This window comes from Nonomuraea sp. NBC_00507, from assembly GCF_036013525.1.
Classification (GTDB): domain Bacteria; phylum Actinomycetota; class Actinomycetes; order Streptosporangiales; family Streptosporangiaceae; genus Nonomuraea.
On the sequence record NZ_CP107853.1, the window covers coordinates 7,402,782 to 7,427,627 of the forward strand.

At 71.2% G+C, this 24,846-nt stretch carries 21 protein-coding genes; 14 read left to right on the top strand and 7 right to left on the bottom strand.

Annotated features, from left to right (window positions below):
• Positions 1–4: 4 nt before the first annotated feature.
• The 4 genes from OHA25_RS35560 (at position 5) to OHA25_RS35575 (ending at position 3,509) form a co-directional block, all read left to right on the top strand.
• Positions 5–955 (top strand): phosphotriesterase family protein, encoded by a 951-nt coding sequence (locus tag OHA25_RS35560; RefSeq protein WP_327581287.1) that lies wholly within the window; start codon positions 5–7, stop codon positions 953–955.
• Positions 956–1,037: 82 nt separating this feature from the next.
• Positions 1,038–2,273 carry a Tm-1-like ATP-binding domain-containing protein gene (locus OHA25_RS35565; protein WP_327581288.1) on the top strand — a complete coding sequence of 412 codons (1,236 nt, stop codon included), beginning with the start codon at positions 1,038–1,040 and terminating at the stop codon, positions 2,271–2,273.
• On the top strand, positions 2,270–3,091 hold the full coding sequence (locus OHA25_RS35570; RefSeq protein WP_327581289.1) for a phosphoenolpyruvate hydrolase family protein: 822 nt from the start codon (positions 2,270–2,272) through the stop codon (positions 3,089–3,091). The genes OHA25_RS35565 and OHA25_RS35570 overlap by 4 nt, the downstream gene beginning before the upstream one ends.
• Before the next feature lie 10 nt (positions 3,092–3,101).
• The gene (locus OHA25_RS35575) at positions 3,102–3,509 is read left to right on the top strand and encodes a cupin domain-containing protein (RefSeq protein ID WP_327581290.1); all 408 of its coding nucleotides are present in this window, start codon (positions 3,102–3,104) and stop codon (positions 3,507–3,509) included.
• Positions 3,510–3,524: 15 nt separating this feature from the next.
• Here the strand turns inward: OHA25_RS35575 and OHA25_RS35580 are convergent, their stop codons facing one another.
• Together OHA25_RS35580 and OHA25_RS35585 are read right to left on the bottom strand one after the other, a co-directional pair.
• Positions 3,525–3,677: a hypothetical protein gene (locus OHA25_RS35580; protein ID WP_327581291.1), complete on the bottom strand. Its 153-nt coding sequence runs from the start codon at positions 3,675–3,677 to the stop codon at positions 3,525–3,527.
• Between the two features lie 73 nt (positions 3,678–3,750).
• Positions 3,751–4,125, bottom strand: a complete 375-nt coding sequence (locus OHA25_RS35585; RefSeq protein ID WP_305917015.1) for a DoxX family protein — start codon at positions 4,123–4,125, stop codon at positions 3,751–3,753.
• Positions 4,126–4,245: 120 nt separating this feature from the next.
• On the opposite strand from OHA25_RS35585, the gene OHA25_RS35590 reads away from it, so the two are divergent.
• Positions 4,246–4,740: a MarR family winged helix-turn-helix transcriptional regulator gene (locus tag OHA25_RS35590; RefSeq protein ID WP_327581292.1), complete on the top strand. Its 495-nt coding sequence runs from the start codon at positions 4,246–4,248 to the stop codon at positions 4,738–4,740.
• A 43-nt stretch (positions 4,741–4,783) separates the two neighbouring features.
• Positions 4,784–5,659, top strand: a complete 876-nt coding sequence (locus OHA25_RS35595) for a dioxygenase family protein (RefSeq protein WP_327581293.1) — start codon at positions 4,784–4,786, stop codon at positions 5,657–5,659.
• Here OHA25_RS35595 and OHA25_RS35600 read toward each other — a convergent pair.
• The 4 genes from OHA25_RS35600 to OHA25_RS35615 form a co-directional block, all read right to left on the bottom strand.
• Positions 5,656–6,789 (bottom strand): hypothetical protein, encoded by a 1,134-nt coding sequence (locus OHA25_RS35600; protein ID WP_327581294.1) that lies wholly within the window; start codon positions 6,787–6,789, stop codon positions 5,656–5,658. The genes OHA25_RS35595 and OHA25_RS35600 overlap by 4 nt on opposite strands.
• A gap of 763 nt (positions 6,790–7,552) precedes the next feature.
• A complete protein-coding gene (locus tag OHA25_RS35605; protein ID WP_327581295.1) occupies positions 7,553–7,792 on the bottom strand; it encodes a hypothetical protein in 240 nt (79 codons plus the stop codon).
• 194 nt (positions 7,793–7,986) lie between these two features.
• Entirely contained in the window at positions 7,987–8,361 is a 375-nt protein-coding gene (locus tag OHA25_RS35610) for a hypothetical protein (RefSeq protein WP_327581296.1), read from the bottom strand.
• A 158-nt stretch (positions 8,362–8,519) separates the two neighbouring features.
• The gene (locus OHA25_RS35615) at positions 8,520–11,417 is read right to left on the bottom strand and encodes an AfsR/SARP family transcriptional regulator (RefSeq protein ID WP_327581297.1); all 2,898 of its coding nucleotides are present in this window, start codon (positions 11,415–11,417) and stop codon (positions 8,520–8,522) included.
• Between the two features lie 167 nt (positions 11,418–11,584).
• Between OHA25_RS35615 and OHA25_RS35620 the strand changes: the two genes are divergently transcribed.
• The 8 genes from OHA25_RS35620 to OHA25_RS35655 all read left to right on the top strand — a co-directional run bounded on the left by OHA25_RS35620 (position 11,585) and on the right by OHA25_RS35655 (position 22,804).
• Positions 11,585–12,577 (top strand): M23 family metallopeptidase, encoded by a 993-nt coding sequence (locus OHA25_RS35620; protein WP_327581298.1) that lies wholly within the window; start codon positions 11,585–11,587, stop codon positions 12,575–12,577.
• An 86-nt stretch (positions 12,578–12,663) separates the two neighbouring features.
• The gene (locus tag OHA25_RS35625) at positions 12,664–14,115 is read left to right on the top strand and encodes an N-acetylmuramoyl-L-alanine amidase (RefSeq protein WP_327581299.1); all 1,452 of its coding nucleotides are present in this window, start codon (positions 12,664–12,666) and stop codon (positions 14,113–14,115) included.
• 129 nt (positions 14,116–14,244) lie between these two features.
• Positions 14,245–15,750 (top strand): glycoside hydrolase family 43 protein, encoded by a 1,506-nt coding sequence (locus OHA25_RS35630; protein WP_327591087.1) that lies wholly within the window; start codon positions 14,245–14,247, stop codon positions 15,748–15,750.
• A 273-nt stretch (positions 15,751–16,023) separates the two neighbouring features.
• Complete coding sequence (locus OHA25_RS35635; RefSeq protein ID WP_327581300.1) at positions 16,024–18,372, top strand: glycoside hydrolase family 3 N-terminal domain-containing protein; 2,349 nt, start codon at positions 16,024–16,026, stop codon at positions 18,370–18,372.
• Positions 18,369–19,349 (top strand): ABC transporter permease, encoded by a 981-nt coding sequence (locus OHA25_RS35640; protein WP_305917002.1) that lies wholly within the window; start codon positions 18,369–18,371, stop codon positions 19,347–19,349. Before OHA25_RS35635 ends, OHA25_RS35640 begins: the two co-directional genes overlap by 4 nt.
• Positions 19,343–20,221: a carbohydrate ABC transporter permease gene (locus tag OHA25_RS35645; protein ID WP_327581301.1), complete on the top strand. Its 879-nt coding sequence runs from the start codon at positions 19,343–19,345 to the stop codon at positions 20,219–20,221. The genes OHA25_RS35640 and OHA25_RS35645 overlap by 7 nt, the downstream gene beginning before the upstream one ends.
• A 27-nt stretch (positions 20,222–20,248) precedes the next feature.
• On the top strand, positions 20,249–21,883 hold the full coding sequence (locus OHA25_RS35650) for an ABC transporter substrate-binding protein (RefSeq protein WP_327581302.1): 1,635 nt from the start codon (positions 20,249–20,251) through the stop codon (positions 21,881–21,883).
• A 234-nt stretch (positions 21,884–22,117) separates the two neighbouring features.
• Positions 22,118–22,804, top strand: a complete 687-nt coding sequence (locus OHA25_RS35655) for a DUF624 domain-containing protein (RefSeq protein WP_327581303.1) — start codon at positions 22,118–22,120, stop codon at positions 22,802–22,804.
• On the opposite strand, the gene OHA25_RS35660 is transcribed toward OHA25_RS35655, so the two are convergent.
• The gene (locus OHA25_RS35660; protein ID WP_327581304.1) at positions 22,801–24,816 is read right to left on the bottom strand and encodes an alpha-glucuronidase; all 2,016 of its coding nucleotides are present in this window, start codon (positions 24,814–24,816) and stop codon (positions 22,801–22,803) included. The two genes, OHA25_RS35655 and OHA25_RS35660, sit on opposite strands and share 4 nt — an antisense overlap.
• Positions 24,817–24,846 lie beyond the last annotated feature (30 nt).

A 24,846-nucleotide genomic window follows, 5' to 3' on the forward strand; every position in this document is an offset into this window, starting at 1 on the left:
TGACGTGACGGAGGTCATGACGGTCCTCGGGCCGGTGGCGGCATCGGAGCTGGGATACCTCGACGCGCACGAACATCTCTTTCTGCGCACCCCCGCGCTGCCCGGCGAGGAGTTCTGGGACGAGGCGAAGTCCACCGCCGAGGCGGCCACGGTGCGCGCCAGCGGGATCGGCGCCGTCGTCGATCTGACGCCCGTCGGCCTCGGGCGGCGCCCGGCGGCGCTGGCCAAGCTGGCCGCCGGAACGGGGCTGCACGTCGTGGCGGCGACCGGCTATCACCGCTCGGCGCACTACCCGGCCTGGCACTGGGCCCGCGAGGTCTCCGACGACGTCCTCCTCGACGTCGTCCTCACCGACCTCACGATCGGCATCGACGAACGTGACTGGGCGGGTCCGCGGCCCGTGCCGTCGACGGTGCGGGCCGGCATCGTGAAGCTCGGCGCGTCGTACCAGCGCATCACGGCCGAGGAGGACCGATGGTTCCGCGCCGGGGCCGAGGCGGCCCTGCGCACCGGTGTGCCGGTGGCGGTGCATTGCGAGACGGGGACGGCCGCCCACGAGATCCTCGACCGGCTGGCCGTCCTCGGCGTCCCCGCCCACCGGGTCCTGCTGTGCCACACCGACCGCAACGCCGACCTGGAGCTGCACCGCGAGCTTGTCGCTCGCGGCGCCTACCTGGTCTACGACACGGTGGGCCGGATCAAGTACGGGCCCGACTCACGCATCCTGGACCTCATCGAGGGCATGGCCGCCGCCGGGTTGGCCGATCACCTCTGCCTCGGCACTGACGTCGGCCGTCGCTCGATGCTCCGCGCGTACGGCGGAGGACCGGGCATGGACGTCCTCGGCCGGGTCTTCCTGCCGCGCCTCGAACGCCGGCTCGGCCGCGCCATGGTCGATGTGATCATGAGGGACGCGCCCGCCGCCCTGTTCTCCGGCGCTCGGCCGCGTACATAGAGCCGCGGCTGACTGGGCACACCAACGCCGTGCCCCATGTGGGTGGCCAAGAAGGTCCTCCAGCAGAGAGGTGTGGCATGACATGCCGTCTGTCGTACTGATCGGCACCCTCGACACCAAGGGTGAGGAATACGCGTGGCTGCGCAACCGGCTCGTGGAGCAGGGCAGCGACGTGATCGTGGTCGACGCCGGCGTCGGCGCGCACGACGCCCTCGTCGACGTTTCCAACGAGCAGGTCGCCGCGGCGGCCGGGCATGACGTGCGGGCGCTCAGGGAGGCGGGCGACCGGGGCGCCGCCGTGACCGCCATGGGCGAGGGCGCGGCCGCGATCCTGGCCGGGTTGCACGCCGACGGCCGCGTGGACGCCGTGCTGGCGCTGGGCGGCAGCGGCGGCTCGTCCATTGCCGCGCGGGCCGTGCGCGACCTGCCGATCGGCGTGCCCAAGCTGATCGTCTCCACGATGGCCGCCGGCGATGTGTCGCCGTACGTCGGGGCCAAGGACGTCACGCTCATGTACAGCGTGGTCGACATCGCGGGCGTCAACCGGGTCTCCCGGGCCATCCTCGGCAACGCCGCCGCCGCGGCGGCCGGCATGGCCAGGGCGTACCAGCTCGCCAAGGCCGTGCGGACCGCGGCCGGTGAGGAGCGGCCGCTGATCGGCGCGTCGATGTTCGGGGTCACCACCCCGGCGGTGGACGCCGCCCGGGAGCGGCTCGGCGAGCTCGGCTACGAGGTGCTGGTCTTCCACGCGACCGGCTCCGGCGGCCGCGCCCTGGAGGCTCTGGCGGCCGGCGGCATGCTCGCGGGCGTGCTCGACCTGACCACCACCGAGCTGGCCGACGACCTCGTGGGCGGCGTGTTGTCGGCCGGACCCGAGCGGCTCACCGCTGCCGGCGCGCACGGCGTGCCGCAGGTGGTGGCGCCCGGCGCGCTCGACATGGTCAACTTCGGCCCCCGCGACACCGTGCCCGCCGCGTTCGCCGACCGCCTCCTGTACGTGCACAACCCGACCGTCACCCTCATGCGCACCACCGCCGAGGAGATGCGCGAGCTCGGCCGCCGGGTGGCCGCCAAGCTGCGGGAGGCGAAAGGGCCGGCGGCGTTGTTCCTGCCCCGGCGCGGGGTTTCGGCACTGGACGCGCCCGGCGCCGCCTTCGCCGACCCGAAAGCCGACGCGGCCTGCTTCGAGGCCATGGAAGAGGGCCTGCGCGGCTCCGGCGTCGCGGTCGACGACCTCGACCTGCACATCAACGACCCCGCCTTCGGCCGCGCCATGGCCGAGCGGCTCCACGACCTGATCACCGGAGGTGCCTCGTGAACAGGCAGGACGTCCTCGACAGGCTCCGCGCCACGGTCGCCGCGGGACGACCGATCGTCGGCGCGGGCGCAGGTACGGGCCTGTCGGCCAAGTGCGCCGAGGCCGGCGGCGTCGACCTGATCATCATCTATAACTCCGGCCGCTACCGGATGGCCGGGCGCGGCTCGCTGGCCGGGCTCCTGCCGTACGGGGACGCCAACCGGATCGTCGTCGAGATGGCCTCTGAAGTGCTGCCGGTCGTCCGCGACACCCCCGTGCTGGCCGGGGTCTGCGGGACCGACCCGTTCCGCGTCATGCCGCTCTTCCTCGACCAGCTCAAGGCCATGGGGTTCGCCGGCGTGCAGAACTTCCCGACGGTGGGCCTGTACGACGGGCTCTTCCGGCAGAACCTGGAGGAGACCGGCATGGGCTACGACCTGGAGGTCGAGATGGTCCGGCTGGCCTGCGAGCGCGACCTCGTCACCGCGCCCTACGTCTTCGACGAGGACCAGGCGCGGGCCATGGCCGAGGCCGGCGCCGACGTGCTGGTCCCGCACGTGGGGCTGACCACCAAGGGCAGCATCGGCGCGGGCACCGCGCTGAGCCTGGACGAGGCGGCCGAGCGGGTGCAGGCGATGCGGGACGCGGCGGCCGCCGTGCGGCCCGACGTGCTCGTGCTCTGCCACGGCGGGCCGATCGCCGAGCCCGAGGACGCCGCCTACGTGCTGTCGCGCACCAAGGGCGTCGTCGGCTTCTTCGGCGCCTCGTCCGTCGAGCGGCTGCCGACCGAACGCGCCATCACCGAGCAGGTCCGAGCCTTCAAGTCACTGAGCTTCTGAGGAGTCTGTCATGCACGTCAGCCCCGACAGCGTGCCCACGATGGCCTTCGACTGGGGGTCCATCAAGTGGTTCGTCACCCCGTCGGCCATCCCGGGGGCGAGCAGTTCCCTGGGCGAGGTCATCGTCAACCCCGGCAAGGGGCACGCCCGCCACAACCACCCCAACGCCGAGGAGGTCATCTACGTGATCTCGGGGGAGGGGCGGCAGATGGTGGACGACGGGGAGGAGTTCGCGATCAGGGAGGGTGACAGCGTGCACATTCCGGCGGGCGCCTACCACTCGACGTTCAACATGACCTGGCGGCCGCTGCGGCTCATCGTCACGTACACGCCCGGGGGAGAGGAGAAGGCTCTGGAGGCCGCCCCCGATCTCACGTTGCACGAGGCGGGCAGCGTCGCGGAGTGGCGTCAGGCCTGACGCCACTCCCGTGGGTCAACGCGGGACGAAGCCGCGGTAGACGACGCTCCGCCACCGGCGCACCGGCCACTCCCGGTCCCTGATGCCGCTCAGCACGAGGGCGGCGACCCCGCCGGTGAGGACGATGCCGATGATGATGCTCATGGCGAGCATGAAGGCGATTTCCATGACGATCCCTTCGTCAGACGTTCGCGTCTGAACTTGTGCGCCGTGGAACAGGACTCTTCCGCGCCCTATTCCGTCAGAAGGAGTACGGGCCGAACCTGCCCCAGGCCACGAAGGCGGCCAGCGCGAGCAGTACCACGTTGGCCACGATCATCTGGGGCTCCTTGCGGCGGGCGTGCGTGACCGCCGCTCCGATCATGACCACGACCAGGCCGGCCGCGGCCAGGGGCGTCAGCACCGGCACGATGCCGAGCGCCGCGGGCAGGATCAGTCCGATGGCGGCCAGCAGCTCCAGCGTGCCGATCGCCTTGACGGCGCCCGCGGAGAAGTCCTCGGTCCACGCCAGGCCGGAGGCGGCCAGCTTCTCCTTCGGCTGGCTGATCTTCATCAGTCCGGCGGCGAGGAACAGGAGGGCGAGCAGGCCGGCGACGATCCAGAGAGCGACGTTCATCGGTATTCCGATCCATGGGGGGTTGACTTGAAGATTCAAGTGGAATGTACGCCTATAGACTTGAAGCGTCAAGCGAAACCTGGGTGCGATCACTTGAGAGTTCAAGTTAGAGTGGGCGTCATGGACAACGCATCACCGCAGGAGCCGCGCTGGCTGACCGAGGAGGAGATGGAGAGCTGGCTGGCGCTGACCAGCGTGCTGATCAGGCTGTCGGCCGCGCTGGACGGCCAGCTCCAGCGCGACTCCGGGATCAGTCATTTCGAATACCAGGTCATGGCGATGTTGTCGATGACCGAGGGGCGCACTGTGCGGATGAGCGAGCTGGCGGCGCTCTCCGACGGGTCGTTGTCCCGCCTGTCGCACGTGGTCAAGCGGCTGGAGAAGCGCGGCTGGGTGCGCCGCGAGCCCGACCCCGCCGACGGCCGCTACACCCTGGCCATCCTCACGGTGGACGGCTGGAAGAAGGTCGCCGAGACCGCCCCGGGACACGTCGACGCCGTGCGCCGCTACGTTTTCGACGCCCTCACCAAGACCCAGGTCCGGCAATTGCGTGACATCGGCCGCCGCATCTCCCTCGCCATCGACCCCGACGAGACCTGCCTCGGCGGCCGCTGACCCCACGCCTCCAACCTCGCCGCCCTCAGCAAGGAGCCCCCTCATGACGTCCCTCTTCAACCCGGACGTGCCCGCTGGCGCGTACGACGCGTTCCTGCCGGGTGCGCTGCCCCTGGCCCGCGCCCACCGAGCGTGGACGCCGGCGGACGGCCCCCTGCCTGCCCTGTACATCAGCCACGGCGCGCCCCCGCTCTTCGACGACCGCCTCTGGATCGACGAGCTGTTCGCCTGGGCGCTGGCCCTGCCCAAGCCGAAGAGCATCCTCATCGTCTCGGCGCACTGGGAGGCCGCGCCGCTGTCGCTGTCCGACCCGGCGGCGCACACCCCGCTCGTGTACGACTTCGGCGGGTTCCACCCGCGCTACTACACCATGCGGTACGACACCCCCGACGCCACCGGCCTGGCTCGGCGCGTGGCCGCGATGATGCCCGACGACGAGCCCGTCCACCAGCACGCCGGACGCGGGCTCGACCACGGGGCGTGGGTGCCGCTGATGGCGATGTATCCGCCGGCCGACATCCCCGTGCTCCAGCTCAGCCTGCCCACCCACGACCCGGCCAGGCTCCTGGACCTCGGCGCTCGGCTGGCCCCGCTGCGGGAGGAGGGCGTGCTGGTGATCGGGTCGGGGTTCATGACGCACGGGCTGCCGTTCGTCACCAGGGAGATGCTCGAAGGCGCGGTCCCGTCCTGGTCGTCTGACTTCGACGCCTGGGCGGCCGACGCGCTGGCCCGCGGCGACGTGGAGGAGCTGGCCGCGTACCGGACGCGGGCGCCCGGCATGCCGTACGCCCATCCCACGGTCGACCACTACATCCCGCTGTTCATCACGCTCGGCGCGGGTGGCCGGCCGGACCGGTGGGTCCGCACCGTCATCGACGGCTACATGATGGGCTTCTCGAAGCGCTCGCTCCAGACCTAGGGCATCGGGAGCAATCCTTCCTGGCGCACCGGCCAGGTGTCAGGGAAGCCGGGCGCCGGCGGGCCGCCGTCCCAGCCCTTGGCCATGAGCGCGACCGCCCACAGGAGGCCGCCGTTGCCCGGCAGGTAGACGGGAAGGGTGTTCGTCTGCCTGTTGTGCCCGTTCGGCAGGTACGTGTTCTTCGCGACCGGCATCAGCAGGGCGTCCACGGCGATCGCCGGCTCGCCCAGCCGGGTGGCCGTCATGGCGATGGCCGGATAGTCCCAGCCCCAGGTCGTCTCCCAGCGCCAGGTCGCCAGCACCGAGCGCAGCGTCGCCCGCATGGTCTCCCGGTCGATGAGGTGGGTGGGCGGGACGACGCCGAGGGCGTAGAGCATCGACGGGTGGTCGTCCGGCACCGTGTATGGCGGCGCGTCCATGGCCGCGTACACCCCGTCCCTGATCCGGGGCCGGGCCATGCCCGCGGAGACCTCGTCCCACAACGGGTCGGGGGCGAGGCCGAGCAGGCGGCGCCAGTCCTGGGCCACGGCCAGCGCCCAGGACCAGTAGGCCAGCTCGAACGTCGGGTTCACGGCGCTCGCCCGCACATCCGCGTACGACTCCTGCGCCGGCACCAGCGGCGGCCCCAGCCCGTGACCGGCGGGACCCCTGACGGCGAAGGCGGCCATGAACGCGGCCGTGTCCAGGACAACGTCCGCGTACCGCTCCACCGCCCCGCGGCCTCCGCCGGCGCGGCGCACCAGCTCGGCCAGGAAGATCGGGTGCGGTTGCTGCCACACCAGGAACGGCCCGATCGGGCTGGGGCTCTCCCGGCCGTCCGGGCCCACCTGCTTGGGCCAGCGCGCGCCCGGGCAGCCCTGCGCCCTGGCGGTCCCGCGGGCTCGCTGCCGGACCGACTCGTACCAGCCGAGGCTGCGCTCCAGCAGCTCGGGCCGGCCCCACAGCGGGAAGTGGGCGGCGTGCCACCAGTGCATCTCCAGGTGGAAGCGGCCCCGCCAGCTGTTGGTCATCAGCCCGGTCTCGGCCGGCGGGGAGGAGCCGGCGCAGTGGATCGCCGTGAGGTACTGCGACAACACGATCCTGCGTTCCAGCTCGGGCGCGCGGTCGTCGCGGCTGTCCGACAGCTCCACGGCGCCGCCCGTGCTCCAGAACCGAGCCCCGCCACGTCGTAGGAGGTGGCGTCGAGCACCCGCCGCACCGTGAACCCGCCCGCCGAGCGCCGCAGCACCGACGCGTGCGCCTCCGGCCGCGTCCAGTCCGCCGCGTTCCCCCACGCCTGCGACCCGTAGGGGAACGCCATCCGCACCGCCAGCCCGCCGACGGCCAGCAGCGGCGACTCGACACGCACGGCCAGGACGTCACGCCCCGGATGGCACGCGGTGGTGACCAGGACCGGCGCGCCACGCAGCCGGTAGCGGCTGGTGATGGTGCCGGTCCATAGGTCGAGCCGCTGGCGCACGTCACCGAGGTCGCCGGGCGTCCACGGACGGCCGCCGGGTCCGGCGAGCCCGACGCGGCCGAGGTCGAGCCGGTGCGGGTTGGCCCGCAGCCACGACTCGGCGGCCGACGCGGGCTTCTCTCCCGTGCCGCTCAGGTCACCGGCCATGTCCACGTACGGCACCGGCCCGCGCGGCGTGTCGTACACCCGCGTGGTCTCGGCCAAGTCGTACGAGCCGGGAACGCTGTGCCAGCCCCAGGACGCCATGGTGGCCAGCAGCGTCCCCGGCGGGGCTCCCGTGCGGTCCTCGACCGGGTGGGATTCCGGAAAGGTCTGCAGCCCGGTGACGTCGACCGTGTAGCAGAGCTCGCCGTTGCCGACCGACAGCGGCGACTCCGGCACGATCCGCGTCACCTCGACCGCGTGCCTGCCGGCAAGCGCCCGGCGGTCGATCGTCACTGGATCGCCGCCCCGACCTGCTTGACGAAGCCGGCCGCTGCCTCGGCGGGCTGCTGCCGGTCGAACAGCACTTCGGCGTTGATCCGGTCCAGGATCTTCGGCGTGTCCGTGGAGCCGGTCGAGCCGATGACCAGCGGCGGTCCCGCGTTCGGCGTGAGCGCGTCGATAAAGGTGACCAGCATCAGCCGCAGCGGCTGGCCCACGGCCTTGCTGAGCGCGGTGAGCCCTGGCGTCACGCAGCTTCTCCGTCATCGTCCACCAGTCCACCACCGTCTTCTCTCTGATGCCGACCTTGCCGTCAGCGGTGTAGAGCGCCTCGCCGCGCTGGCGCGAGTAGACGGCGAGCATGTCGGTCCTGGTGGGGTCGGCCAGCGCGAACGTGCCGTCCGGCAGCTTTCCCGAGCGAACGGGCGGGGCATCCGCCGTCCGGTCAGGCGGAGGCGAGCCCGCGTCCGAGCGTCCGATCGAGGGCGATGCGGGTGAGCCAGCCCAGGCCGGCCGTGAAGAGCGGCGGCCACACGATCGGCCCGAAGGTGTAGCCGACCAGCACCACGAGCGGGATCCACACGCGGTTCACGGCCTGGTGGAGAGCGCTGGGCGGGCGGACCCCGGCGAGCCGCGTCAGATCGGGTAACAGGAAGAACACCAGCGCGGCGGCCGTGGTCGGCAGGCCGTACTTCTGGCTTTCGAAAACGGCGAACGCGGCCAGGAACAGCGCGGAAGCGCCCCAGGCGATCCGCTTCGGCCAACCGCCTCCGCCGGGGGTACGCGGCGGCGCGGCGTCGGGCGGGTGTTCAGTGGTCATGCGCACAGCGTACAGATGATCTTCGCACCCGCGCTGCGGCGGTCAGGACACACGTCGATACAGACCCTGGGTGCGGCGCTCCCAGTCCTCCTGGGTCAAATGGGCAAACCGACGCCGCACTTCGGCTTCGGCGACGTGTTCCTTCACCGGTGACGCGATCAGCCGGCTGGAGACGTACCAAGGGAATCTCGGCTGAGTTCGCGCAGCCGGCGGCGCAGTTCCAGGGCGCGGTGGAAGTAGTGGGAGGCCAGCGCGGTGCGGCCGGAGGAGCGATACAGGTCGCCGAGCGCCTGGAAGGCGGCCGCCTCGCCGCTGCGGTCGCCCAGCTGCTGGAAGATCTCCAGCGAGCGCCGCAGCTCATCGCCGCCGTGCGATCGGTCGCCGCGGGCCGCCCGGAGGCCGCCCAGGCCCTGCAGGGCGTACGCACCGCAGTGCCGGTCGCCCAGCGTCTCGAAGATGTCCAGCGCCCGGCCCTGGTAGCGCATCGCCTGGTCGGGTTCGGCGGCCAGGTCAGGCAGGCGGCCCAGGTGCATGGACACGCAGCCCTCGCGGTGGGTGTCGCCGAGCTCCCCGGCCAGCCGCAGCGCCTCGCCGAGCCACCGGGAGGCCTGCCCGAGGTCCTGCAGCGACAGGTACACCCGGCCGATCGCCTGGCGCGCGTACGCCTCCCCGCTCGTGTCGTTCACCGCCAGGAACATGGCCAGCGCGTGCCGGAAGTAGCCCAGCGCCCGCAGGTGCCGGCCCGAGAACTGGTTGACCGCCCCCAGCCCGCAGATCGAGATCGCCTCGCCGCGCGTGTCGCCCAGCTCGCGGAAGATCACCCGGGCCTTCCGTACCATTTCGTCGGCTTCGGCGTACCGGTCCTGGTAGAGGCAGACCTGGCCGAGCCCGCGTAACATGGCGGCCTCGCCGCGGCGGTCGCCGGCCGCGCGGGCGCTGTCGAGCGCGATCCGGTGGGTGGTCTGCCAGTCGTCGAGGCGGCAGTGCAGGTCGAAGTACGGCACGAGCGTCGCGGCGAGCCCCCACGCCGATTGCACCAGCCCGGCACCGGCCGCCAGGCGCACCGCGTCCACCAGCGACTCGCGCTCGGCGTCGAACCAGGACAGCGGGTCGGCGGTCAGCCGGCCGAGGGTCTCGCGCTCCAGGCTCCAGCGGGGCGCCGCCTGCGACGTCATGCTGAACAGCGTGGTCGGCAGACGGGACGTGGCGTGCTCTGCGGCCGACATCCACCCGCCGAGGACGCGGGTGAGCGCCTCGCGTTCGACCTCCCCGCCCGCCTTCTCCCTGGCGGTGCAGCGGACCAGGTCGGGCAGGCGGTAACGCGGCTGGCCCAGGGGGTCGGTGCCGACCAGCCGCAGGAGGCTCACGTCCACCAGCGTGTCCACGACGGCGTCCGCGCGGTGCCGGTCGAGCACGGCGTCGGCCACCCAGCCGGGCACGGACGCCGGGCCGAGCAAGCCGAACGTGCGCAATGCCTGGGCCGCCTCGCCCGGCAGCCGGCGGTAGCTCAGGTCGAAGGAGGCGCGTACCTCCAGGTCGCCGGCGGACAGCTCGTCGAGCCTGGTCGCCTCGTCCGCCAGCCGCTGCCGCAGCACGTCGAGCGACCAGCCGGGCCGTCCGGCCAGGCGCGCCCCGGCGACCCGGATCGCCAGCGGCAGGTGCCCGCACGACTCCAGGATCGCCAGCGCGGCCGCCCGTTCCGCGGCCACCCGGTCGGCGCCGGCGATCCGGCCCAGCAGCTCCTCGCCCTCCTCCGGCGACAGCACGTCCAGTTCCAGCAGCAGCGCCCCGGGCAGCTCGGTGATGCGCCGCCGGCTCGTCACGAGCACCGAGCTGCCGCTGCCGGGCAGCAGCGCGCGCACCTGGGCGGCGTCGGCGGCGTCGTCGAGGAAGACCAGCATCGGGCGCTCGGCCAGCAGGGAACGGTATAGCGTGGCCCGCTCGTGCGCCGACGCCGGCAGGGCCGCCTCCGGCACGCCCAGCGCACGCAAGGCCTCGGCCAGCAGGTCGCCGGGGTCGGCGGGGGTCTGGCCGGTGCTGCCCAGGCACAGGTGCAGCTGGCCCTCGGGGTAGTGCGCTCGTACGGCGTGGGCGCAGTGGACGGCCAGCGCCGACTTGCCCACCCCCGGCGGGCCCACCACTACGGCGATCGCCGGCGGCCCGTCCGCCGCCTGGTCTCGAGGAGAAAGCGCGCCGGTGAGCGCGGCGACGGCATCGGTCCTGCCGGTGAAGTCGGGCATGTCGGCAGGTAACTGATGAGGCGCGGGAAGGGCGTGCCCGGACTTCGCCGCGACCAGCGCACCGGCAGGGTCCGGAGGAGGGTCGCCGGCGAGCACGGCGGCGTGCGCGTCACGCAGGTCCTGCCCCGGCTCGATGCCGAGCTCGTCGATCAGCTGCCGCCGGATCGTGGTGTAGGCGTGCAGCGCCTCGGCCCGCCGCCCGCTGCGATGCAGCGCGAGGATCAGCTGCTGCCACAGATCTTCCCGGTAGGGGTGCTCGGCGATCAGCTCCCGCAGGTCCTCGATCGCCGAGGCGTACTCCTCGCCGGCCATCTTCGCGGCCACCAGCGCCTCGGCCGCGCCGAGCCGCGCATGGGCCAGCGCGCGTAGCCGCCCGTCCCACAGCGGGCTGGCAGGCAGGTCGCCCAAGGGGTTGCCGCGCCACAGCGCCAGCGCGGCCCGAAGGTGCCCTGCCGCCTCACCTGCGCTCTGCGCCGCCCGAGCCCGGCCCACCAGGTCCTCGAACAGCAGCACGTCCAACTGCTCGGTCGCCGGCTCGATCGCGTACCCGGAGGGGTGCGCCACGATCCGCGCCCCCGCCTCGGTCACGGCGGGGCGCAGAGAGCTCACGTAGGTACGCAGATTCGCCACGGCCGACGACGGGGGGTTCGCCGGCCACAGGATCTCGATGAGCACGTCCGAGCCGACCACCTGGTTCGCCTCCAGCAATAGCGAGGCGAGCAGCAGTTTGGGTTTCTTACCGGCGATGCGGACGATTTGTTCCGGCGTCCGGACCAGCAAAGGCCCGAGAATGCCGAAATTCGGCAGGTCAACCACTACGAACGCACCTACTCCTCAGCAGACGCAGTCGCGCCCATTCGTCGGGTCGTCGTTCATGCCGGCTCGGCCTTTATACCGATTTTGGATGTTCTCTGTATGCCGTATTTCCAATCTGGGTTCCCAACACGAGTGCTTCGCGTGTTTCACCTGCAGAAAGGATCCGTATGAGACCCAGAGGGGTGCTTACGGTGGGGTTCTTCCTGGTGGCCGGACTCATGTCGGGCCAGGTCGCCGTCGCGGGACCGCTCGCGCCGACGCCGGCACCGTCTTCCACGCCGTCCCCCAAGCCGGACCCGAACGACCCGCCGGACACCGTCGAGGTCCCGCCCGTGTCGACCCTGGCGACGCCGGCCTTCCATCTGCCCTTCCCGTGCGGCCAGAGCTGGACGGGCAACTCCAGCAACAGCAGCGCCCACCGGTCGTACGAGATCGACTTCAACCGGGGCAGCACGGCCGACGCCGACCTCGGCGACACCGTCGTCGCCGCCGCGGCCGGCACCGTGGTCATCTCGGCGCACCAGGGCTCGGCCAACGGCTTCGGCAACCTGGTCAAGATCGACCACGGGGGCGGCTGGCAGACGTTCTACGCGCACCTGAACGTGCGCTCGGTGAGCGCGGGCGCCCGGGTCAGCCAGGGCCAGAAGATCGGCACGCTCGGCAAGACCAGCAAGCCGGGCAACAACATCAGCCCCCACCTGCACTACGAGGTGCGCCAGGGCACCGGCTACCCCGGCAACATCCGCAAGGCCGTCTTCAACGGCGTCACCTTCGGCTACCCGAACCAGACCCTGACCTCCAAGAACGCCTGCGGCGGCGGTGGCGGCGGTGGCACGAACCCGCACACGCCCCAGGAGGTGTGCGGCAGCGGCTACAAGGTGATCGACTCCGCGGCGCTGGGCACGGCGGGCACCGCCTACCTGCTGTACAACACCGGCAACGGCAACAACTGCGTGGCGACGATCAAGAAGACGTCGCTCGGCACCGCCTCGGCGGCCAGCGCCTTCCTGGAGGTCGAGGGCAAGCCCCGGGTGACCGACAGCGGCAACTTCGCCTACTACGCCGGACCGGTCCGCGCGGCCGCGGCCGGCAAGTGCGTCAAGTGGGGCGGCAAGGCCGGCTCGGCCACCTACACCAGTCCGTTCGAGCACTGCGGCTGACGCCCTCAGCCCGGAGCGGCCGCCGTGCCCGCCTGCGCGCGGCGGCCGCTCCCTCACTCGTTCATCACACGTCGAGGAGAACATCTGTGCAGCCCCGATTCCGCCGCTCAGCCCTGGTGCTGGCCGGCGCGTTACTGCCGCTCCCGCTGCTCATGGGCCAGGCGACCGCGGCCGCCGACCCGATCGCCGGCGCGTTCGCCAAGGCGGCCACCACCTACGACGTACCCCGTGACCTGCTGGTGTCGCTGGCGTACGCCGAGACCCACCTGGACGGGCACGACGGCGCGCCCAGCGCGAGCGGCGGCTACGGCGTGATGCACCTGGTCAGCAACCCCAAGGCGGATGCGCTGGCCCGCGCGGCCACGCTCACGGGCCAGAGCGTCGCGAAGCTGAAGAGCGACGACGCGGCCAACATCGCCGGCGGCGCCGCCGTGCTCCGCGCCCACGCCGACGACCTCGGGGTGAGCGCCGCCGCCCGCAAGGACCCGGCGCAGTGGTACCAGGCGGTCGCCACGTACGGCAACGCCTCCTCGCCCGACGTCGCCCGCCTGTACGCGGACACGGTCTACGACCTGATGGCCGAGGGCGTGCAAGCCACCACCCCGGACGGCGAGACCGTCACGGTGCAGCCGCGTGCCGTCGAGCCGCAGCGCGGCCCGTACGCGAAGGCCAAGGACCTGGACGGACCCGCCGCGTTGGCCGCGAACACGGACTACCCGGGCGCCAGGTGGGTGCCGGCGCACAGCAGCAACTACGCGGTCTCCCATCGCCCCACCAGCGACACGATCGACCGCATCGTCATCCACGTGACGCAGGGTTCGTATGCCGGGGCGATCTCCTGGTTCCAGAACGGTCCCCGAGCGAACCCGTCCTCCGCGCACTACGTCATCCGCTCCTCCGACGGTGCCATCACCCAGATGGTCAGGGAGAAGGACCGGGCCTTCCACGCCGGTAGCTTCAACAGGCGTTCGGTCGGCATCGAGCACGAGGGCTTCGTGGACAACGCGACGTGGTTCACCGACGCCATGTACCGGGCCTCTGCCGCGCTGACCCGCAACATCGCCGACCGGTACGGCATCCCGAAGGACCGCACCCACATCGTGGGCCACCACGCCGTCCCCGGCACCGACCACACCGACCCGGGCCCGCACTGGAACTGGACCACGTACATGCAGTACGTCACCGGCAGCGGCGGTGGCGGTGGCGGCGGCGCCAACCCGCACACGCCGGAGTCGGTTTGCGGCAGCGGCTACAAAGTGATCGATTCGGCGGCGCTGGGCACGGCCGGCACCGTGTTCCTGCTGTACAACACGGCCAATGGCAACAACTGCGTGGCGACGATCAAGAAGACGTCGCTCGGCACGGCCACCGCCACCAGCGCGTACCTGGAGGTCGAGGGCAAGCCCCGGGTGACCGACAGCGGCAGCTTCGCCTACTACGCCGGACCAGTCCGGGCTGCCGCGGCGGACAAGTGCGTCAAGTGGGGCGGCAAGGCCGGCACGGCCACGTACACGAGCCCCTTCGAGCACTGCGGCTGACCGGCGCGGACCCGCCGGACACAGCCTTTGACGAGTGTCGAGCAGCGCACCTAGAGTCCCGACCTGATGATCGGCTACCTGCCGAAAGTTTCGGCGAGGCCGGTCGGAAAGGACACCTCTGACGTGCGCATGTACGACAACCCGGTGATCGGCGGGTTCCATCCGGACCCGAGCGTGTGCCGGGTCGGCGAGGACTACTACCTCGTCTGCTCCAGCTTCGAGTACGTCCCCGGCGTGCCGATCTTCCACGGCCGCGACCTCGTGCACTGGCGGCAGATCGGCAACGTGCTCGACCGGCCCTCGCAGCTCTCCCTGCCCGCTGAGGCGTCCGCCTCCGGCGGGATCTACGCGCCCACCATCCGGCACCATGACGGCCGGTTCTACCTGATCACGACGAACGTCGACGGCAGCGGCACCTTTATTGTGACCGCCGACCGGCCGCAAGGCCCCTGGTCCGACCCCGTCTGGATCGATCTGCCCGGCGTCGACCCCGACCTGGCCTGGGACGAGGACGGCTCGTGCTGGAGCGCCGTCTCCGGGAACCAGGTCGCGCGCATCGACCCGGAGGAAGGCAAGATCCTGGAGGGGCCGTACCCCATCTGGTCGGGCACCGGCGGGAAATATCCTGAAGCGCCGCACCTGTATCAGGTGGACGGCTGGTGGTACTTGCTGATGTCCGAGGGTGGCACCGAACGCGGCCACGCCGTCTCCATCGCCCGCGCCCGCTCGCCCCGCGGCCCCTTCGAAGCCGGGCCGGTCAACCCGATCCTCACCCACCGCGGCACCGCGCGGCCGATCCAGAGCACCGGGCACGCCGACCTCGTGCAGGCCGCCGACGGCAGCTGGTGGATGGTGCTGCTGGGCACCCGGCCGCGCGGCCACAGCCCCGACTTCCACGTCCTCGGCCGGGAGACCTTCCTCATCCCGGTCACGTGGGTGGACGGCTGGCCGGTGGCGGGACCGGTGGAGGAACGCCTTCCCGCGCCGGCCGCCTGGCACCCGTTCCCCGAAGCGCCGGCCCGGGACGACTTCGACGACGAGACGCCGGCGCCGTGCTGGGTCTCGCCGCGCAGCCGCCCCGACGGCTCCTGGTCGCTGACCGAACGGCCCGGCTGGCTCACCCTGCACGCCACGGGGCCGACACTGGACCGCCCTGGGCACACCTTCATCGGCCGCCGCCAGCAGCACCACGACTGCCGCGTCACCGCCCGGCTCGATCCCGGCCCGTCGTCGCGGGCGGGGCTGTCGGTGCGGATGGACGAAGCCCACCACTACGACCTGGAGGTGAGCGACGGGCAGGCGCGGCTGATCGCCCGGATCGGTCCGCTGCGGCAGTGCGTGGCCCAGCACCCCGTGCCGCCCGGGCCGCTCACGCTCGCCATCGACATCCGCACCCACGACATCCTGCCGCCGACCGCGACCGGGCCGGTCGCCGGACCGGTGGGCGTCGAGGCGCGCGGGCCGGACACCATCGCCTTCTCCGCCAACGACGTGCTGCTCGCCGAGCTGGACGGTCGGTACGTGTCCACGGAGGTGGCCACCGGCTTCACGGGGCGGGTCATCGGCATGTACGCCACCGAGGGCAGCGCCGCCTTCGACTGGTTCACCTACGACGCGGGTGCCGGCGGTTCGTGAGACGGGCCGCCGGTCCGTGCGCGGACTCGGCGGCGGGAGACCGAGCGGCAACTTGTCCCCGGCATGTCCGGACATTATTGCCGGAAAGTTTCCGGCAATTTGTCGTTGAAGGTTGCGCTTATTGAGGCTGTGACCCGCGCGAACGCGCCAAATTGCGTTAGCAACACAACCGCTGACGAACCTCTTGACACGATTCAATACGCCCCATAAGTTGCCGCAATATTAACGAATCTTCTCGAAAGTTTCGGTGACATCACCGGTCGAAAGGACGGCATGAGGGGCCAGGTACCAAACGACACGAGCCCGGCGACCGGTGAGCCCGCGCCGTGGCAGGACGCGCGGCTGTCGCCCGCCGAGCGGGCCGCCGCGCTCGTCCCGCTCATGACGCTGGAGGAGAAGGTGGCCCAGCTCGTCGGCGTGTGGGTCGGCGCCGATGCCTCAGGGGGAGGCGTCGCGCCGCACCAATCCGACATGACGGGCGTGGAGTGGAACGAGGTCATCCGTCACGGGCTGGGCCAGTTGACCCGCCCGTTCGGGACCGCGCCGGTCGATCCCGTCGCCGGCGCCCGCTCGCTGGCGGCCTCCCAGGAAGAGATCATGGCGGCCAGCCGGTTCGGGATTCCGGCGCAGGTGCACGAGGAGTGCCTGACCGGGTTCGCCGCCTGGAAGGCGACCGTCTACCCGGCGCCGCTCAGCTGGGGCGCGTCCTTCGACCCCGAGCTCGTCGAGGAGGTGGCCGGGCAGGTGGGCCGGTCGCTGCGGGCCGCGGGCGTGCACCAGGGTCTCGCCCCGGTCGTGGACGTGACCAGGGACTACCGCTGGGGCCGTACCGAGGAGACGATCGGTGAGGACCCGTACCTCGTCGGCACCATCGGTGCGGCCTACGTGCGCGGCATCGAGGGCGCCGGCGTCGTGGCCACGCTGAAGCACTTCGCCGGATACGCCGCCTCCCGCGGCGGCCGCAACCACGCCCCTGCGGCGATGGGCCGCCGCGAGCTCGCCGACACCGTGCTGCCGCCGTTCGAGATGGCCCTGCGCCTGGGCGGCGCCCGGTCGGTCATGAACTCCTATGCCGAGATCGACGGCCTGCCCGTGGCCGCCGACCAGGAGCTGCTGACCGGGCTGCTGCGCGGCGAATGGGGGTTCTCCGGCACGCTCGTCTCCGACTACTTCGCGATCCGGTTCCTGGAGCGGCTGCACGGCGTCGCCGCCGACGGCGGGGACGCGGCGAGGCTCGCCCTGCGGGCCGGGATCGACGTCGAGCTGCCGACGGTCGACACGTTCGGCGCCCCTCTGATCGAGGCGGTGAAGGCCGGCGACGTCGACGAGGCGCTCATCGACCGCGCCCTGCTCCGGGTGCTCATGCAGAAGGCCGAGCAGGGTCTCCTCGACCCCAATTGGAAAGCGCTTCCCGAGGACGTCGAAGGGCTGCGCCTCGACGACGAGACCGGCCAGGACCTCGCGTTGCGGCTGGCACGGGAGTCCATCGTCCTGCTCCGCAACACCGGCGGGATCCTGCCGCTGGCCGCCGGGCGGCGCGTCGCTCTCGTGGGTCCGGTCGCCGACGACCCGATGGCGATGCTCGGCTGCTACACCTTCCCGGCGCACGTGGGCCCGCACCCCGAGCACGGGCTCGGGGTGGACATCCCGTCGCTGCGCGAGGCCCTCGGCGAGATGGTCCCGGACCTGGCGTACGCGGCGGGCTGCGACATCACCGGAGACGACACCTCCCGCATCGCCGCCGCGGCCGCCGTGGCCGCGGAAGCGGACGTGTGCGTGCTGGCCGTCGGCGACCGGGCCGGACTGTTCGGGCGCGGCACTTCCGGCGAGGGCTGCGACGCGACCGACCTGCGCCTGCCCGGCGTGCAGTCCGAGCTCGTGCGGGCCGTGCTCGCCACCGGCACCCCCGTGGTGCTGGTGCTGCTGGCCGGCCGCCCGTACGCGCTGGACGCGGAGGCCGACGCGGCCGCGGCCGTCGTCTACGGCTTCTTCCCCGGCCAGCGGGGCGGCCAGGCCCTCGCCGAGGTGCTCACCGGCGCGGTCAACCCGTCCGGGCGGCTGCCGGTCAGCGTGCTCCGCGACGCCGGCGGCCTGCCGTCGACGTACCTGTCGCCGCCGCTGGGCCGGCGCTCGGAGGTGTCGTCCGTGGACCCGACGCCCGCGTACCCGTTCGGGCATGGGCTCGGCTACACCACGTTCGACTGGAGCGACGCGGGCGTGCGGGGACCGGCCGAGTGGCCGGTCGACGGCGAGGTCACCGTCGAGATCACGGTGCGCAACACCGGCTCGCGGCCCGGCACGGAGGTCGTGCAGCTGTATCTGCACGACCCGGTCGCGCAGGCGACCAGGCCGGTGGTGCGCCTGGTCGGCTACGTCCGCGTCCCGCTGGAGCCGGGGCGGGCCGCACGCGTGTCCTTCACGGTCCCGGCCGACATCACGTCCTTCACCGGGGTCCGCGGCCGGCGCGTCGTCGAGCCCGGCGACGTCGAGCTGCGCTTCGGCCGCTCCAGCGCCGAGACGGCGGCGAGCGTGCCGTTGCGGCTGACCGGCGCCGAACGCGAGGTCGGGCACCACAGAAAGCTGCTGGCCACAGCAGGCGTCACACCGGAGGGCGCGGGATGAGCACAACGCTGGAGAATCCACCGCGGGACACCCGCCCGGCCGGCCCGGAGCCCGGCCGGCGCAGGCGGGCCAAGCCGGGCACCTGGCGGCACGCCTTACGCCGCGACTGGCAGCTGTACTCGCTGGCGATCCTGCCGCTGCTGTTCTTCCTGATCTTCCGGTACGCCCCGATGCTCGGCAACGTCATCGCCTTCAGGAAGTTCGAGCCCGGCGGCAGCATCTTCGGCGAAACCTGGGTCGGCCTGCGGTACGTGGAGATGTTCCTGAACGACCCGACGTTCTGGAGCGTGTTCACCAACACGCTCATCCTCGGCGGGCTGACCCTGCTGTTCTGCTTCCCGCTGCCGATCGTGCTGGCGCTGCTGCTCAACGAGGTACGCAACCGGAGCATCAAGCGGTTTCTGCAGTCGGTGTCCTACCTGCCGCACTTCCTGTCGATGGTCATCGTGGCCGCCATCGTCATGCAGATGACGGCCATCGACGGGCCGATCAACCAGATCGTGAAGGCGTTCGGCGGGGAGGCCACCCCGTTCATCCAGAAACCGGAATGGTTCCGCACGATCTTCGTCACCTCGGAGGTCTGGCAGACGGTCGGCTGGGGCACCATCCTCTACCTGGCGGCGCTGACCACCATCGACGAGCAGCTCTACGAGGCGGCCAGGATGGACGGCGCGAGCCGGTGGCGGCAGATCTGGCACGTCACCCTGCCGGGCATCCGCCCGACGGCCGTCACGCTGCTGATCCTCAACCTCGGCACGTTCATGGCCACGGGCTTCGAGAAGGTCCTGCTGCTGTACAACCCGCTGACGTATCCGACCGCCGACGTGGTCACCACGTACTTGTACCGCATGGGCGTGGAGTCCAGCTCCATGAGTTACGCCGCCGCGATCGGCCTGTTCGAGGCGCTGGTCGGGGTGGTGCTGATCGTGTCGGCCAACTTCATCTCCCGCCGCACAGTAGGGACGGGCCTGTGGTGACGACCGTCAAGAGCCGGGGCTACCGCCTCTTCCAGGGGATCAACGCCGTCATCCTGACCGGCGTCGTGATCGTGACGCTGTATCCCTTCGTCAACATCATCGCGCGCTCGTTCAGCGACGAGCGGTACATCGTCTCCGGGCAGGTCAACTTCTTCCCGCGCGGGTTCAACGTCAAGACGTACGAGCTCGTGATCTCGGACCCGATGTTCTGGACGAACTACCGCAACACCGTGGTGTACACCGTCGTCGCCACGGCCATCGCGATGCTGCTGACCACCTGCTATGCGTACGTGCTGTCGAAGAAGCACCTCAAGGGCCGCACGGTGCTGGTCTGGATCGCCATCTTCACCATGATCTTCTCCGGTGGCCTGATCCCCCAGTACGTGCTGGTCAACAGCCTCGGGCTGACGAACTCCATCTGGGCCATCGTCCTGCCCAACGCCATCAGCGTGTTCAACCTCCTGGTCATGAAGGCGTTCTTCGAGGGCCTGCCGAAGGACCTGGAGGAGGCCGCCGCCATCGACGGCCTCAACACCTACGGCATCCTGTGGCGGATCGTGTTGCCGCTGTCGAAAGCGGTCATCGCCACGATGGTGCTGTTCTACGCCGTCTCGTTCTGGAACTCGTGGTTCACGGCGTTCCTGTACCTGAACGAGCAGGACTTGTTCCCGGTGACCATCTACCTGCGCAACCTCATCGCAGGGGCCACCGGCGCCGAGTCCGCCGGCGCCGTGATGTCCGAGGTGTCGGCGGCCGCGGCCAACATCCAGGCGGTCACGATCATGCTCACCGTCCTCCCCATCCTTGCGGTCTACCCCTTCGTCCAGCGGTACTTCGTCTCCGGAGTCATGCTCGGCGCGGTCAAGGGCTAGCCGATGATCAACCGAAAGGAACCCCCCATGCAGCACATCTCCCGCCGGCAGGCACTCATCGGGCTGGGTGCGCTCACCTTCGTCGTCACCGGTTGTGGCGGGGACGAGGCCCCGAAGAAGACCGCCGACTCGGCGAACAAGGCGGGCGCGATGGCCGGCTACGCCGCCGGCCAGCAGTTCAAGGCCACCGAGGCGGTCACGTTCGACATCCTTCACCTCAACAACCCGTTCTACCCGCTCAAGAGCGACTGGCTGCTCTGGCAGGAGCTCACCAAGCGGACCAACGTGACGCTCAAGCCGGTGGAGGTGCCGCTCAGCGACTACGAGAAGAAGCGCGGCCTGCTGGTCGGCTCCGGGCAGGCCCCGCTCATCATCCCGAAGACCTACCACCCGTCCGAAGAGGCGTTCGTCGCCTCCGGCGCCATCCTGCCGGTCAGTGACTACCTCGACCTGATGCCGAACTTCAAGGAAAAGATCGCCAAGTGGCAGCTCGAGCCGGAGCTGAACACGCTCCGGCAGGCCGACGGTAAGTTCTACCTGCTGCCCGGCATCCATGAGAGCCCTTGGGTGGACTACTCCCTGGCGGTCAGGACCGACATCCTGGAAAAGCACGGCCTGGAAATCCCGACGACCTGGGACGAGCTCTACACCGTGCTCAAGGCGCTGAAGAAGGAATACCCCGACCAATACCCCATGACCGACCGGTGGGGCGTGCCCACGCCGGGCGGCAACCTGCTCAAGCTCGTCGCCCAGGCCTACGGCGCCAAGGGCGGCTGGGAGTACCAGCACGCGACCTGGGACTCCGCCGCCGGCAAGTTCGCCTACACCGGCGCCATGCCGCAGTACAAGCAGATGATCGAGTATCTGCGGAAGCTGGTGGATGAGAAGCTGCTCGACCCGGAGAGCTTCACGCAGCAGGACGAGCAGGCCAAGCAGAAGTTCAACTCCGGCAAGTCCTTCGTCATCAGCACCAACGCGCAGTCGATGGTCAACGACTACCGGCCGACGCTCACCAAGCTCGTCCCCGACGCCAAGATCGTCAAGATTCCGGTGCCCATGGGACCGGTCGGGGAGTACAAGATCCAGACGCGGCTCGAGAACGGCGTCATGATCTCCAAGAAGGCGCTGGAGAACAAGAACTTCGTCGCCATGATGCAGTTCGTCGACTGGCTGTGGTACTCCGACCAGGGCCAGGAGTTCGCCAAGTGGGGCGTCGAGGGCACGACGTACACCAAGGACGCCTCCGGCAAGTTCACGCTGGCCAAGGACGTCGACTTCATCGGGCTCAACGCCGGCGCCCCCAAGCACCTGCAGAAGGACTTCGGCTTCTCCAACGGCGTGTTCGCCTACGGCGGCCCCCTCAAGCTCGTGCAGTCCACCTTCTCCGAGGAGGAGCTGGCCTTCCAGAACGTGATGAACGCCAGGAAGCTCTGGCCGGTGGATCCGCCGCGCCCGTTCAACGACGTGGAGCGCGAGCAGGCCACGCTGTGGGAGACGCCGCTGAAGGACTTCGTCACCCAGCAGACGCTCAAGTTCATCCTCGGCGAGCGCGACCTCAGCGAGTGGGACGCCTATGTCAAGGAGCTCGAGGGCAAGAACATGACGGCCTACATCAACCTCGTCAACACCGCCTACGAGCGGTTCAAGAAGGAACACGGCTGATCGCACATGCCCTTCGGCGTGCACCAGACGCTGTGGCCCGCGTCCGACCTGCTGGAGCAGTTCGCCACGCCGCGCCGCCAGCTCGCCGACAGCGCCCCGGGATCGGGGACGTCGCCTCGGCGTCGCCGGCGGTAGGGTGGACGTCGATCTCACGCTCGGCCGCCATGAGGTCACCCTGGTCGAGCTGACGCCGCCGTGGTGGGACGACAGGCGGCTCTTGGGGCAGGAGGTTCAATGGGCGAGGTGACGGCCGGGCGGCGGTTCGGTGAAGGACCGCTCTCGCGGGCCGCCGCGCTGATCTACACCCTGCTGGTGGTCGAGGGCATGTTCCTGCTCACGGCCGCGCCAGGGCTCCTGGCGCTCCCCCTGCTCGGCCAGGACGGCAGCAACGTGCCGCTGGCGGCGCTCTGCGCGCTGCCCCTCGGCCCCGCGCTGTCGGCCGCGCTCTACGCGGTGCGCCACCGCAGCCGGGATCTGGCGGACCTGCACCCGGCGGCGGCGTTCTGGCGCGGCTACAAGGCCAACGTGCGCGGGGTGCTGAAGATCTGGGTTCCGTGGCTGGCGGTGCTGGCCATCATCGGGACCAACTTCGCCAACTTCGCCGCCGCCGGGGTTCCGGGGTGGTGGGCGGTGCTGCTGGTGCTCGTCGCGGTGGCGGCCATGCTCTGGGCCGCCAACGCGCTGGTGATCACCTCGTTGTTCGCGTTCCGGGCCGTGGACGTGGCCAGGCTGGCGGCCTACTTCCTCATGCGCTTCCCCAAGGCGACCCTGGGCAACGTGTCCCTGCTGGTCGTGGCGGCCGGCGTCACCGTGATCGGCACCGAGCTGGCGGCGGCCGTTCTGGCTTCGGCGTTCGCGGCGGCCCTGCTGTGGAACAGCCGGACGATGATCGCCGAGGTCCAGGAGAAGTTCACCGCCTAGGGGATCCGCCGGCCGTGCGCGTCCGGCACCCCCGACTTGCGGAAGAAGTAAGCGTTGACCTGGTCACGCCACTCCTGCGCGCAGCGGAGCTGCTCGTCGAGCAGCTCCTGCACCCGGGTGTGCAGCGCCGGGTCGGCCAGCCCTTCCACCTTGTCCCAGTGCGTGCGCATCTCGGCCACCTCGTCGGCTCCGGCGAAGTGGGTGTCGTAGATGTGCTGGATGACCGTCGCGCCGCCGCGCAGCACGTGCCCGTACGGCACGTGGTGGAAGAACAGCAGCAGCTCGTCCGGGCACTGCTCGAGGGACTCGTAGACGTCCGACCACGGCCGCGGATACTGGCCGGTGTAGCCGGTGCCGGTGGCCCGCGTGCGGTCCACGCCGACGCCGTCGCGGTCGGCGAAGTGGTACGTCCCCCACGGCGTGTACTCGTAGCCGTCCACGTCCGGCCCGTAGTGATGGCCCGGCCTGACCATGAAGCCGACGCCGAGCGGGGCCGTGTACCGCTCGTAAGTCCGCCAGGAGCCGTCCATGATCGTGTGCAGCGTGCGCCGCAGCGGCTCGGCGTCGGGGGCGAACGTGAGGTCGATCCACTCGTCGAGGACGGTGTCAGGGGCGAGGCGCGGGTCCCAGGCCAGGCGGCCGAACTCGTACAGGTTGGCCTGGGCGAGCGGGTGGCCCGTCCAATACGCGTCGTCGCCCACGTTGGAGACCGCGACGAGCTCGGTGGCGACGTCGGCCACGTCGCGGCCGTCCCGGCCCCACGGCCGGAAGTCCAGCAGCTCGCGCCACAACGGGGCCAGGTAGCAGACATGCTTCTGCTGGCCGGTGTACTCCTGCGTCACCTGGAACTCCACCGCCAGCCGCGTCGCGGGCATGGCGGCGATCACCGGTGACACCGGCTCACGCGGCTGGAAGTCCATGGGGCCGTACTTCACCTGCAGGATCGCGTTGTCGCGGAAACTCCCGTCGAGCGGGGCGAAGTGGTCATAGGCGGCGCGGGCGCGGTCGGTCGACCGGTCGCGCCAGTCCTGCCGATGGTTGTAGACGAACGCCCGCCAGTGCACGACCCCGCCGTGCGGGGCCAGCGCGCCGGCCAGCAGGTTCGCGCCGTCGGCGTGGCTGCGCCCGTACGCGAACGGGCCCGGCTGGCCCTCGGAGTCGGCCTTCACCACGTAGCCGCCGAAATCGGGGATCGTCTCGTACACCCGCGCGGTGGTCGCCGCCCACCACCGTCGCACGTCCTCGTCGAGCGGGTCGGCGGTCGGCAGGCCGCCGAGCGCCATGGGGGAGGCGAAGGTGACCGACACGTGCACCCGGATCCCGTACGGGCGCAGCTCGGCCGCGATCGCGGCGACCTCGCCGAGCCGGTCGGTCAGCAGGTGGGCCTCCGTGGCGTGCACGTTCACGTTGTTGATCGCGACCGCGTTGATCCCGCACGCGGCCAGCAGCCGGCCGTAGGCCCGCACCCGCGTCAGGTCCTCGCGCAGGACGCCGTCCCGCCAGAAGATCGAGCCGCCCGCGTAGCCGCGCTCGACCTGGCCCATCACCGGGTGCACGTCGATGTTGTCCCAGTGATCGAGCATGCGCCGGTGCATCGCCGGCTCGTGCCGCTCCACCGGCCGCGCCGCCCCGAAAGCCGGCTCGCCGAGCCTGACCAGGTGGAACAGGCCGTAGAGCAGGCCGGCCGGGTCGCTCGCGAGCACCGCCGTGACGCCGTCGCGGCTGGCGAGCACGTAACCCTCCTCGCCGATCGGCCCGGCCTCGGCCGCGATCGCCGCCGCGCCCGGCGGCAACGGGCCGGCCGTGGTGAGCGCGAGCACGAGGTCGAAGGGGCCGTCACCGGCCCGCTCGGCGCTGCCGCCGTACCGGGCGCAGGCCGCCGCGACCTCATCGTGCACGGTCCCGGTGAGGGCGCCGTCGCCGAGCACGAGGGCCCGGCGCGAGCCGATCGCACGGAACGCCTCCGGCGGCAGCCACGCCGGATGCACGTCGGTCAGCGCAGGAATGGTCACAAGGCTCCTCCGGTCACGGCGATCGTCCCG